Here is a 12,949-nt window from a genome sequence, read left to right on the forward strand (position 1 = left end):
CTTATTTTTCCCAAGACATATTTCCGGCTAATGTGAAATAATTTCCTTCACTTACCTTCACGGTTTTGGCTCTCTCATCCACATCAGATAGTCTAACCAAAGATATGTATTCATCGACTAATCGTTCCTCAATATTTTCTGATTCAACTAATACAGCTATACCCGTTAGATCAGCTTTAAACTCCGCTAATAAGCTCTTCATGCCATTAACAGTTCCGCCCGCCTTCATGAAATCGTCAACAATGAGAACCTTTGTCCCTTCGGCTAAGCTCCGTTTTGAAAGAACCATCGTTTGAATTCGTTTCGTAGAGCCAGATACATAGTTAATACTAACGGTTGAACCTTCTGTTACCTTGCTATCTGGTCTTACAATGACAACGGGAACATTGATTTGACTTGCCACTGCATAAGCAAGTGGAATACCCTTTGTAGCCACTGTCATTACCGCATCAATATTAGCATAGGCATAGGCAGATGCAAACAAACGACCGGCTTTTCGAACAATAGAAGGATCCCCAATAATATCGGTCATATATAAATACCCACCAGGAAGAAGCCGTTCTGGACTCGACATTAACTCACACAATTCCTCAACAAATGGTCTTGCCTCTGTTTCATTCACCTTCACATAATACTTAACTCCACCTGCCGCACCTGGGACTGTCTGTAATGTGCCTATCCCTCTTTGCTCGAATGTATCTTTAATAATCGCTAAATCTTCACTAATTGATGATTTAGCTGATTTATATCGATCAGCAAAATAGGATAATGATACTAACTCGCGAGGGTGCTCAGTTAAATAATGAGCCATGTCTAGCAAACGTTCACTCCGCCGGAATTTCATAAATGGGACCTCCAAAAACCGAATGTTTAACGATAATATATCATTAATATACGGATTTAATCAAGGGTATGACGGTCGCCTAATATCCTTACAGCGAAAACCTGGTCACAAAATCCTCTCAATCCATTATAAATACGATGCATTCTTGAATCATGTTGTACAAGGCAAAATACAGTTGGACCGCTACCACTCATTAACACAGCATCTGCCCCAAACCGCTTCATTTGGTCTTTAATTTGCGCAACCTCTGGATGCAGCTGAAGTGTAACTTCTTCTAGTACGTTACCAACCTGCTGACAAACCTGGTCATAGTTTTTCGTATAAATAGCATCGATCATAGCATTTGTATTTGGATGCTTTATTTTACTGAGATCTAAACGTCGATATACATCAGCAGTCGATACACCAATGAACGGCTTCGCTAAAATCACCCAGCATGTAGGGGGTACAGGAAGCTCTTGGATGATTTCACCCGGCCTTTTGCCAGAGCGGTTCCTCCATATACACAAAAGGAAACATCTGATCCAATTTCTGAACCTAACACTGCTAACTCGTCTAAAGATAAGCCTAGCTTCCAAAGCTTATTTAGCCCCCTTAAAGCAGCAGCAGCATCACTACTACCCCCAGCAAGTCCAGCAGCAACGGGAATGGTTTTTTCAATCGCAATTCTTACACCTTGTTTTACCTGAAACCTGGTCTTTAAAAGACTTGCTGCCTGATAAGCCAAATTACGCTGATCATCTGGAACAAATCGATTATGTGAAACAATATGTATTTCATCTTTATCTAATAAAGAAAGCTCAAGGCGATCGGCTAAATCAATTGTTGTCATAATCATTTCGACTTCATGATATCCATCTGGACGTTTATGTAAAACATCTAATGATAAATTGATTTTCGCCGGTGCTTTCACTAAAAGCTTCAACATACCCACCTACTTTACAAAATTCGACGATATCTTCATATTTTGTCCTATTTTACCATAAAACAGACAGGTTAGAACGTTTACTTCCCTACATTATTCTGAATTACTCCTTTTATTTTTCTATTATAATGTTTTATTTCGGTGGTTTCCTTAGCATTGATGCACTATTATGATATCGCTTGCAAATTTTATTAAACTTGAAAGTTGATTTCCGCTGCAGGCACTCGCTTTCCGCGGGGCTAACTGGGAGCCTCCTCGGCGCTATCGCGCCTGTGGGGTCTCCCATGCCAGCTACTCCCGCAGGAGTCTCGCGCCTTCCGCTCCAATCAACATTGTGCTAATAATCAACAATAAGCTTTAACACAGCCTAAAAAAAGAAGTCAAGGCTAACCCCTGACTTCTTGCCGTGTGATGTTTTTGATTGAAGCCTAAAGCTTGTTGTGTAAGAGAAATTATCGTTTGTTCATTAGCTGTTGCTCTGCAAGTTGGATCGCCATTTTTACCATATTTCCTGCATCACGGGCCTTGATTCCACCCCAGCCTTCCTTTTGAACCACATCATAAAAGCCAAGCTCTTTTGCAAGCTCTTCTTTAAAATGTTCAGACATAATCCCTCTTCTTCTGCTCAAACAAACAACCTCCTATTCACTCCGGCACTCTTAGTTTGTGATAAGAAAAGAAACTTATTAGTATGATTGATGGAAGACAAAATAAAAAGCAGCAAACAAGTGTCCACTGCATTTTTAAAAAATATTAACTTAAAGCAATATTGCCTGATGGATCTTCATAGAAGGTAATCTGAACCGTCTCTGTTAAAATATCTGCGTAGCTATATGATACCCGTTCAAACGCGTTTTCTTCTTGATCCAACTCAATTACAAATACAGAAGGATACGTTTCTGCTAAAACACCGGAACGTTCAATCGTCTTTCTACGTCCCCCATTCGCCTTTAGCATCAGTCTTTTCCCTAAATTTGAGTCGAGAGCTTTCTTAATATCCGCTAATGTTTTTGGCATTCGGTCCACCTCACTATGAAAAGTATAACACGATTAACAAAAAAAGTCAAACAAAATATAAAATTATAACAGTCAAATAAATTGATTGTCAATGTTTTTCATTCCACTTTTTTTGCTAATTTTCTACATTGTTATATTGACCTGATTTAGCAAGGATTATGTATCGATTTTTTTCAATATAACAAAATAAAGAATCGATTGGACAGCTAAGGGATTTTGCGTCTAAAGATAGTACTCCATTAAAATTGATCTTTTTCCTAAATAGAACCACAATAAGCCGTCATTTCAGACGGCTTATGATAGTTTAGCTAATCGTCTAATGGTAATTTATAAGGCATGCCTGTTCGAAGGACTCCCTTTGTCTCAATTCCACCTAAGCCTTTTTCACCTGTTAGTGTATTTCTTAACACATCCCAAACATTAATTCTTTCCATAAAAGGAGTAAAACTAATCTTTGCTACGATATAAACAGGGTCAAGCGCGTGAATATTTACTCGGGAAGGGGAACTTGCAAAATTTGCTCCTGCTTGAATTAATGACTCAAAATGGGATTGGCATGCTCCTGCAAAAATAACTAACTGATCTAAGTGTGGCACCTTTTTCCTAGCCTCTAACACCGTTTGCATAAAATGCAATGAATGGCGGTATGCATGAATATCCGACATTTTCCCTTTTGACTTCGAATAAGAATCATGACCAGTGATAACCAAAATATCTGGCCGATAATAATCGATTAATTGACCAATCTTCAGTGGCATTTCCTTTTCATTGCAATGAACCCCATAAACAGGAACCCCGACTTTTTCATATAATAAAAGACATTTCTTTAAATATGAGGGATCACCGTCAATGTGAAGAACCTTTCCCGGCACTTGAAAGATACCAATATCTTTACTATATCCATCACTTGCATCGTATTCTTGTTTCTCTTTCAGCAAACTGACATCTTGGCGAAATAGTTCAAATGATTGTTCTTCCATTGAACGGAATTGTTGGGATTTCTTCCTTTGTTCAGATGGATTCATTTTAATAAGATCATCATATGGTGCATCAGCAATGAGTCGAAAATCCTCTCCGTAAAGAATGGCAATTTTTCGACCTGCCTCTTCTCTTAGATCGATTACACGAAACAATATGTCACAATGGTATGACTTTCTTCCGACTACATCCATCATGTTTATCGCCATAGTCATCCACTCCATACTCCCATACTTTAGGCCTTCCTAAAGCTTTCTCCTATAGGCTATGCAACTACACCACAATATGTGATTCGACTTCAAATGGAGCTTTCAAAAGTCTTAAGACGGCAAATACAAAAAGAGGATAACTCGAATGAAAGAGTTATCCCCTATGTATAAACATTACTTCAACATAATAGCATTGTTTTTCAACTACACGATTCTTTACGATACATGTTGAAAATAATGTAGGAGCTCGTCACTTAAACGGGCAAATTCCTCAATTGTGAGCGTTTCTCCTCGTCGTCCTGGTTCAATATGAGCAGCATTCAATGCGGCTACAATTGCTTCTTTTTTCTCTTTTCCCAACGGCAGCTGGTTCGTTAAATTATTTAATATCGTTTTCCGCCTTTGTGCAAAACTTGCTTTGATCACTTGAAAGAAGAAGTCCTCATCTTTCATTTCAACGGCTGGCTGATCACGGACAGTCAGTCTAATAATAGCTGAATCGACATTTGGCTGTGGAACAAAGACTGTTTTTGGAACGGTCATCACAATTTCTGCCGTCGTATAGTATTGAACAGCAATTGAAAGCGAGCCGTAATCCTTCGTTCCTGGTTTCGCTGAAATACGGTCAGCAACTTCCTTTTGAAGCATGACGACAATTCCTCTGATCGGCAGCTTCTCCTCCAGTAATTTCATGATAATCGGCGTCGTCACATAGTAAGGTAAATTGGCCACAACCATAATATCCTTAACATCAGTAAACTTTTCCTCAATCACCGTCTTCACATCAGCCTTTAAGACATCAGAATGGATAATCTCCACATTAGAATAGGGTGAAAGGGTTTCATTCAAAATTGGTAGCAGTCGTTGATCAATCTCAAATGCGACTACTTTTTTACTGCGGCGAGCTAAATGTTCCGTTAATGCTCCAATTCCTGGCCCAATTTCAATTGTTCCTGTATCTTCCGAAATATTAGCATGATCAACAATTCTTGTTAAGATATTAGGGTCAATCAAGAAGTTTTGGCCAAGACTTTTTTTAAATGAAAATCCGTACTTTTCAAGAATAGCTCTCGTTCGTATCGGTGTCGCGATATCTTTATTCATTTTTTTCCTCCTGTCTAATGGTGGCAAGCGCTGCACTAAATTCTGCACGACTTATCTGAAACATCATCAAGCGTTTATGTAGTTGTTTTCCATTTGTATAACCTATCTTTAGAATTTTGCCGAGCCTTTCTCTTCGTTCCTTTGCACCTAAGCCACCAATTAACCCTGCGTCAATTAAGTCCTCCTGCGGTATCTGTTCCCTAATCGTTTCACTCATTTCGTGTGCTTCATGGAGAGCATTTATGATAGCCTGCGGAGACGCGTGTTCAACACCAAGTCCTCTCCCCTTATTTTTGAGTGCATCTTCTTTAGCTAAAAAAGCATGCTTACAGCCTGGTACTCTCTGTGTTATTGTATTTCGAATCTTTTCCCTGGAAAATCAGGATCGGTTAATACTATGACACCTCGTGTTTTCTGGGCCAATTTTATTTTTTCAATTGTCTCCTCATTTATGGCAGATCCATTTGTTTCGATTGTATCTGCATCTACAGCACGTCTAATCGCAGTGGTATCATCTTTCCCTTCCACCACAATGACCTCTTTAATTTTCATATAGCCATATCCTCCATCACGTTAATTCCAAACACCCATCTTATTTAAGATCATTCCTTAATCATTATGTATAAATTAATGTCATTCATTTTTTGAGATACTTGTATCAAAATGTAATGTTATTGTCTCTAAATGTACCAATAGATTAATAAAAAAAGGAGTATCCTCTTTATTTTAATGAAAAAATGAGAAAAAGCAAAATGCAGAGGAATGTCTCCCTCTGCACTTAACCTACTATAAAATTCTGATTTTGACTTTACGAACACCCCAACGATAGGCTTCTGCTTGTGTCGGGATAAAGATATCTATCTTGTACCCCTTTATCGCTGAACCAGTATCAGCAGCAATCGCATAGCCATAGCCTTCAACATACACCTTAGTCCCTAGCGGAATAATACTAGGATCCACTGCAATGACCTTTGCATTTGGATTAGTTCTTAAATTTATTCCTATTTTTGTAGTACCTGGAACAACCATTACACGAAGCTGTGTAGGCGGTAGACGTCACATACATTTCACGACCAGAACCTGCACCACGCGAAATTTGTTGAGCCAGCGACATGGTCCCTACAGAAACTACCTTGTCTATTTTATTCTTAAGCATCGTTTCATTGATTAAATTTCGAACGATTTCCTTGCCATTCTCATAGACAATTTCATATGTCCGTTTAGCAAGGCCCTCTTGCCCTTCTTGTACAGTTTGCTCTTTTCCTTGTTCAAGGTTAGCATCCTGTTTCGTTACGACTGCGAATCCAACTGGTTCTTCCACTACATCGGTGACTTTTTCAACCCTAATGACGTTAATCACCCCATTGTTAGTAAGTGATTGTTCCGGCTTAGGCTCAACTCTGTCTAGTTGATTAAGTTTGATTCCTTGTTGTACTAAAAAGTCAGCGACCGTAGTCGAAGTGGACCAAAGCTTCTGCTCCTTTCCGCCATCAATAAATGTGACCGAAAGAGCCAATTTTACGTTTACCTTTAAGTTGTTTCTTAGCTTAGTCTTGGGCCTGGGAAGTACCTCATCATGTTCTTGTAATGCTATTTTCTGCTCTTTTAACAATTGTGCAACTGTTGTGGCTGTTGTCCAAACCGTTTTCTTCTCGCCATCTGTGACAAGTTGAACCTGTTTTGCTGGTTTATATACAACTCTTAAATTGTTTTTAACCTTTGTGTTTACCGAGGGAAACACAAAATCCTTTGAGTGAAGCGAGACATTTAGATCATTAAAAATTCCCTCAACGGTATTCGCATGGGTCTTAATGATTTTTTCTTGACCGTCGATTGTTAATGCTACAGTTTTCTTACTCGTTTCATACAGGATACCACCTGTTGCTGCAACAAAAACTATGAAACTTGCAATTAAAACGGTCCATCTCCTCTTCCTCGAAAGGTTTGAAAACAGGTTTTTCATGTTTTTGAGTACGATGAAAAACGCCTCCTTTTCTCGAGAGAATTATATAGACTATCTTGCCGACTGTCAACTGATGCACTTTTCCCTGACGTAAACCTATTATGCTAAAAGTCAAGAGGAAAAGTAAAGAGATTAATATCGACATGGTTATCCTATGAATAGTTGGAGGCGTGTAGAACTTGTAAGATTTATTAAAAATTAGGACAATCTTCTAGAATATTCGACAAGATTCACTATCATTTAATGTCGAATATTTTTTTTGCATTTTCTGTTGTAATCCTACAAATATCTTCAAAAGATTCGCCCTTAATGTCGGCAATTTGTTCTGCGACTAACTTCACATAGCTTGGTTCATTTCGTTTACCACGGTAAGGATGCGGAGTAAGATACGGACAATCTGTTTCAATTAATAGTCGATCTAACGGTACCACTTCTGCTACCTTTTTAGGCTGTTTCGCGTTTTTAAACGTGACAGGCCCACCTAAGGAAATGTAGAAGTTCATTTTAATACACTCAAGGGCTGTTTCCGGGCTGCCGCTAAAACAATGCATGATACCTCCAACCTCTTCTGCCCGTTCTTCTTTCAAGATTTCCATAATATCGGCTGTTGCATCACGATTATGAATAATAATCGGTAGCTTTACCTTTTTAGCAAGTTGAATTTGTTTCCTGAACACTTCCTTTTGAATATCCTTTGGAGATTTATCCCAATAATAATCAAGTCCCATTTCTCCTAGTGCAACGACTTTAGGATGACTAGATAACTGTTCAATCCATGCTAAATCGGCTTCTGTCATATCAATTGCATCAACAGGATGCCAGCCCACGCTTGCATAAAGGAATTCATACGTTTCCACGAGTTCAATCGCTTTTGTAATCGTAGGGGTGTCAAATCCGACGACGACCATCTTTTTGACACCCTCCTGCAAGGCGCGCTCGATTACCTCTGTTAAATCTTCTTTATATTGATCCGCATTTAAGTGCACATGTGTATCGAAAAGCATGTCTAATTACTCCCCTTATATTAAATTCATCTATAGTTTAACGTTTATGTCCGTAAAAGCAAAATCAGTCTAAGCTCGACAAAATGTTACACGTGAAACATTGTTAAAAAAGCTCCAGCTTTTGGCTGGAGCTTTTTGAGAGTTTATTTTACTTTTGAGCCATTTGGTAGACTTTGATCAACGGTTGCTAGCGATAGCTGCCCATCTTGGCTACCTGCTAATATCATCCCCTGTGAAAGCTGACCACGCAGTTTAACAGGCTTAAGATTTGTCACACAAATAACCTTGCGCCCCACTAACTCCTCAGGCTTATAGTATTGAGCAATTCCAGAAACAACTTGGCGCTTTTCATAGCCTAAATCCAATTGCAGCTTTAATAACTTATCTGCTTTTGGGATTGCCTCACACTCAATTACTTCTGCCACACGCAAATCAACCTTCATAAAATCTTCAATCGAAATTTCCTCGACCTCTGGTTTTTCTAAAACCTCTGCTTTCGGTTCCTCCTCTTCCTTTTTCGAAGCAGGTGGTGCCATTTGTGCTTTAATATAAGCTACTTCCTCTTCAATATCAAGACGTGGGAAAATCGGCTCGCCTTTTGTAACCTTTGTTCCTACTGGAATTTGCCCGAAACGTTCAATGCTTGCCCAGCTCGTTAATTCTTCAGCATTTACCCCTAATTGGGCAAAAATTTTATCCGGTGCCTGTGTTAAAAATGGTTTTAGTAAAATGGCTACACGACGTAATGATTCAGCAAGATGAGCCATTACATTCGCTAATTCAGGCTTTGTTGCTTCCTCTTTCGCTAACACCCATGGTTGCGTCTCATCAATGTATTTATTCGTACGACTTACAACTTGCCAAATAGAGGTTAAGGCTACTGAAAACTCCATCCGCTCCATCGCATCCTCATATTTGCGGACTGCTTCTTGATTTACCTGTAAAAGCTGTTGATCAAATTCTCCATTTGCTCCTACATAGGCTGGAATTTCACCATCAAAATATTTATTAATCATGGCAACTGTACGATTTAATAGGTTACCAAGATCATTGGCTAAATCAAAATTAATTCGGTCAACAAAACCTTCTGGTGTAAAGACTCCATCCGCTCCAAATGGGACTTCACGGAGTAAATAATAACGTAGTGAATCTAGCCCATAACGATCAATTAATGTGACAGGATCAACCACATTTCCTTTAGATTTTGACATTTTTCCATCCTTCATTAATAACCAACCATGAGCGAAAACTTTTTTCGGTAGTGGAAGTTCCAAGGCCATTAACATAATCGGCCAGTAAATTGTATGGAAACGAACAATTTCTTTTCCTACTAAATGAACATTTGCTGGCCAGTAGTTTAAATATTTCGCATCATTTTCTGCGCCATAACCTAATGCAGTAATGTAGTTAGATAAAGCGTCAATCCAAACATAAATTACATGTTTTGGATTCCCAGGTACCTTAATACCCCAGTCAAAAGTCGTCCTTGATACAGCTAAATCCTCCAACCCTGGTTTAATAAAATTATTAATCATTTCATTTTTTCGTGACTCTGGTTGGATAAATTCAGGATTTTCTTCATAATAAGCGAGTAAGCGATCAGCATACTTGCTTACTTTAAAGAAATAGGATTCTTCTTTCACCTTTTGAACTGGCCGTCCGCAATCCGGACAATTTCCTTCTACTAATTGAAGTTCAGTATAGTATGACTCACAAGGAGTACAATACCAGCCTTCATACTCACCTAAGTAAATATCGCCCTGCTCAAGAAGCTGCGCAAAAATCTTCTGAACAACTTGCTTATGCCGATCCTCAGTTGTCCTTATAAAATCATCATAAGAAATATCAAGCTTTTTCCACAAATCTTGAATTCCAGCCACAATTTCATCGACATAAGCCTGTGGAGTTACACCCTTTTCTTCGGCCTTTTCCTGAATTTTTTGGCCATGCTCATCCGTTCCTGTTAGATACATTACATCATAGCCACGCATCCGCTTATATCGGGCCATTGCATCACCTGCTACCGTTGTATATGCATGTCCTATATGTAGATTTCCGCTTGGATAATAAATCGGAGTTGTAAGGTAAAACGTATTTAATTTTTCCTCCATTTGAATATTCCTCCCATTAGAACCCCTCTTACTAATAAAAAGGGCTAATTTTATTTAAAAAAGCTTTATAAATAGAATGATTTCTTCAGTCAGCTTAACCTCTTATATCATCAAAATATACCTAAAAATGCAAATTTGTGCAACAACACGTTTTACTATAAAAAATAAGGCAGAGTTTAAGTGCTAAGTTGAATTTTAAGGGTCTATTATTTGGAGTGGAAATCAACAGATAAATTTTACAGAGACAAAAAGAAAAAAGAAAAATTTGAACGATGAGGACTTTTGGGGGATTTTGTCGAAAAATAATACGAAATATTATATTATACTAGGGGAATAATCAACTGCATTCCGAGTGAAATTTTATTAGTAAAACGAAACATTTTCACAATTTCATTGATATATCAACGTTTTAAACGGGAGGTAAAAATTACTATTAATTCGGAAATAAAAATAATTGACGTTTATGGGAATGGCTGGTATTATTAAACTATAATAGAAAAATGTCGAATAATGACGAATCAAAACTATAATAGAGAGAACTACAGGAGATTTGAGAGGAGATTAATTAAATGAAATCTACAGGTATTGTACGTAAGGTTGATGAGCTTGGTCGTGTTGTTATTCCAATCGAGCTAAGAAGAACACTTGGAATTGCAGAGAAAGATGCACTTGAGATTTACGTTGACGACGAAAGAATTATTTTAAAAAAATATAAACCAAATATGACTTGCCAAGTGACTGGTGAAGTATCAGATGATAACGTAACACTAGCTGACGGAAAATTAATCCTTAGCCGTGAAGGTGCAGAACAACTAGTTGACGAAATTAAATCTGCTTTTAATTTAAATAAATAAATCTTTTAATACCAAAAAGGCTGAATCAAATTCAGCCTTTTTTTATTTATTCTCAATATGATAGTTTTGATAAACTTCCCTTTTAGCAAGCTCTCTGTCCACCGCTGTTTGCTTAATTGCCTCTTTTGAACTTAAATTTTTTTCCGCAATATAATATTCAACATGCTGGGATATGGTCATTTCCGTCCACCACTGCTCTGTCTGAGATTCACTATCCTGGTTAGAGCCCTCTACGACAATGCAAAATTCCCCTCTAATCTCATCTTTGTAAGCCCAATCGATTACCTCTTCAATTGTTCCACGGATAAATTCCTCAAATTTTTTGGTTAACTCCCTACATAAAACAATTTCCCGATTTCCAAATGCCTCAAGCATTAAATTTAATGTTTCCTTTAACCGATGTGGTGATTCATATAATAAAAGCGTGGCCTTTTCAGTAGCTAATTTTTCAAGTTCCTTACGTTTCTCTTTTTTTTGACGATCTAAAAACCCATAAAAGTAGAAGGGTTGTGTTACTAGTCCAGAAGCAATTAAGGCAGTCAAAGCAGCATTAGCACCGGGAAGCGGAACTACCTTTAATTGCTCTGCTACTGCTTCACGTACTAGTTCATAGCCCAGGGTCAGAAATCGTCGGCATTCCGGCATCACTAACCAACGCAACGGTTTCCCCATCCCGCAAACGACCTAATAGCTTTTCACCACTCACCTTTTTATTATGTTCATGATAACTGATCACTTGAGTCTCAATTTCAAAATAATTACAGAGTTTCATCGTATTTCTTGTATCTTCGGCAGCAATGACATTTGCTTCTTTTAAAATACGAATTGCTCGAAAACTCATGTCCTCCAGATTTCCAATCGGTGTCGGTACTAGATATAAAATACCTCCGTGATGATCATGACTAAAGCTTTTTTGTTGCCACATAACACTCACCTGCCTCTTTCATTAAAAACTGTTCCTTTTTTTTCCGAGACCACTGCTTGAATTCATATTCTGCTTTCAACGCATCGCTCTTATTCTCAAATATCCTTTTGTATAAAAGGACAACGGGCCCTCTGCCTTTTGTATACTTTGCGCCCTTGCCATTATTATGCATGGCAATGCGCCGTTCGATATTATTTGTATATCCCCCATAAAAACTTCCATCCCGACATTGTAATACATAAAAATAATGCCTATTCTCCATATAAAATCTCTTTAACCTCTGATGTATATTGTTGATCATTCCCATAAACAAATAAAGGCGGCAAAATCTTCAAATCTGGCTGACCATCTTTTATTGCCTCTATTAATAGAGTATTTGCATCCTTTCCAATCTTGGGATGGACAAACTGAATTCTTTTTGGCTCTAAACGATATTTCCGCATTAACGTAATAATTTCTAATAATCGACCTGGTCGGTGGACAAAGGCTACCTTCCCACCCTGCCTGACAAGCTGACTGGATACACGCACTGTATCCTCTAAAGTGCAGAGAATTTCATGACGAGCAATCGCTAAATGCTCATTTTCATTGATTTCATCCTTATTCGGAGTAGCAAAGTAGGGAGGGTTACAAGTAATACTATCAAATTTCCCATGACCAAGAAGTTTCGGCATCTCCTTAATATCACCATGAATCATGTGTATGCGAGAATCAAGCTGATTGTATTCAATGCTACGGGTTGCCATATCATATAATCGTTCTTGAATCTCAACACCTGTGATTTGACCTTTTGTCCTCGTACTTAACAAAAGTGGAATAATACCATTACCACTACATAAATCAAGGATATTTCCCTTTTGAATCGGCACATAAACGAATTTTGCCAACAACACAGCATCAAGTGAAAATGCAAAAACAGATGGACTTTGAATAATCCGCAGGTCCTCTGCTAATAAATAATCTAATCGTTCATCGTCCTTTAACATAACCATGGAATTGTGTTCCTCCTGTGAAG

At 38.1% G+C, this 12,949-nt stretch carries 10 protein-coding genes and 4 pseudogenes; 1 reads left to right on the top strand and 13 read right to left on the bottom strand.

Going from position 1 to position 12,949, the window contains the following annotated elements; all coding sequences use genetic code 11:
- Position 1: 1 nt before the first annotated feature.
- The 10 genes and pseudogenes from purR to metG all read right to left on the bottom strand — a co-directional run bounded on the left by purR (position 2) and on the right by metG (position 10,155).
- A complete protein-coding gene (gene purR, locus RGF10_RS00655; RefSeq protein ID WP_318506393.1) occupies positions 2–844 on the bottom strand; it encodes a pur operon repressor in 843 nt (280 codons plus the stop codon).
- A 56-nt stretch (positions 845–900) separates the two neighbouring features.
- Positions 901–1,769: pseudogene (gene ispE, locus RGF10_RS00660) on the bottom strand (4-(cytidine 5'-diphospho)-2-C-methyl-D-erythritol kinase).
- A 452-nt stretch (positions 1,770–2,221) separates the two neighbouring features.
- Positions 2,222–2,398: a small, acid-soluble spore protein, alpha/beta type gene (locus tag RGF10_RS00665; protein ID WP_318506395.1), complete on the bottom strand. Its 177-nt coding sequence runs from the start codon at positions 2,396–2,398 to the stop codon at positions 2,222–2,224.
- Between the two features lie 124 nt (positions 2,399–2,522).
- Complete coding sequence (gene veg / locus RGF10_RS00670; RefSeq protein WP_318506397.1) at positions 2,523–2,786, bottom strand: biofilm formation stimulator Veg; 264 nt, start codon at positions 2,784–2,786, stop codon at positions 2,523–2,525.
- Positions 2,787–3,094: 308 nt separating this feature from the next.
- Positions 3,095–3,973: a sporulation peptidase YabG gene (gene yabG / locus RGF10_RS00675; protein ID WP_318509275.1), complete on the bottom strand. Its 879-nt coding sequence runs from the start codon at positions 3,971–3,973 to the stop codon at positions 3,095–3,097.
- A 216-nt stretch (positions 3,974–4,189) separates the two neighbouring features.
- Complete coding sequence (gene rsmA, locus RGF10_RS00680) at positions 4,190–5,077, bottom strand: 16S rRNA (adenine(1518)-N(6)/adenine(1519)-N(6))-dimethyltransferase RsmA (RefSeq protein ID WP_318506400.1); 888 nt, start codon at positions 5,075–5,077, stop codon at positions 4,190–4,192.
- Positions 5,070–5,629 (bottom strand): annotated as a pseudogene (rnmV, locus tag RGF10_RS00685) (ribonuclease M5). Before rnmV ends, rsmA begins: the two are co-directional and overlap by 8 nt.
- 234 nt (positions 5,630–5,863) lie before the next feature.
- Positions 5,864–7,040, bottom strand: a pseudogene (locus RGF10_RS00695) (ubiquitin-like domain-containing protein).
- Positions 7,041–7,276: 236 nt separating this feature from the next.
- Positions 7,277–8,044 carry a TatD family hydrolase gene (locus tag RGF10_RS00700; RefSeq protein WP_318506407.1) on the bottom strand — a complete coding sequence of 256 codons (768 nt, stop codon included), beginning with the start codon at positions 8,042–8,044 and terminating at the stop codon, positions 7,277–7,279.
- Positions 8,045–8,187: 143 nt separating this feature from the next.
- Positions 8,188–10,155, bottom strand: coding sequence for a methionine--tRNA ligase (gene metG, locus RGF10_RS00705; RefSeq protein WP_318506410.1), 1,968 nt, complete (start codon positions 10,153–10,155; stop codon positions 8,188–8,190).
- Between the two features lie 569 nt (positions 10,156–10,724).
- Here metG and RGF10_RS00710 point away from each other — a divergent pair.
- A complete protein-coding gene (locus RGF10_RS00710; RefSeq protein ID WP_318506413.1) occupies positions 10,725–11,009 on the top strand; it encodes a transition state genes transcriptional regulator AbrB in 285 nt (94 codons plus the stop codon).
- A 42-nt stretch (positions 11,010–11,051) separates the two neighbouring features.
- Here RGF10_RS00710 and rsmI read toward each other — a convergent pair.
- From rsmI to RGF10_RS00725, 3 genes and pseudogenes are all read right to left on the bottom strand, one after another.
- A pseudogene (rsmI, locus tag RGF10_RS00715) lies at positions 11,052–11,934 on the bottom strand (16S rRNA (cytidine(1402)-2'-O)-methyltransferase).
- Entirely contained in the window at positions 11,912–12,196 is a 285-nt protein-coding gene (locus RGF10_RS00720; RefSeq protein WP_318506415.1) for a GIY-YIG nuclease family protein, read from the bottom strand. The pseudogene rsmI and the gene RGF10_RS00720 overlap by 23 nt, the downstream one beginning before the upstream one ends.
- Positions 12,186–12,926: a tRNA1(Val) (adenine(37)-N6)-methyltransferase gene (locus tag RGF10_RS00725; RefSeq protein WP_318506417.1), complete on the bottom strand. Its 741-nt coding sequence runs from the start codon at positions 12,924–12,926 to the stop codon at positions 12,186–12,188. The genes RGF10_RS00720 and RGF10_RS00725 overlap by 11 nt, the downstream gene beginning before the upstream one ends.
- Positions 12,927–12,949: the final 23 nt, after the last annotated feature.

Source organism: Bacillus sp. T3, from assembly GCF_033449965.1.
Taxonomy (GTDB): Bacteria; Bacillota; Bacilli; order Bacillales; family Cytobacillaceae; genus Bacillus_BU.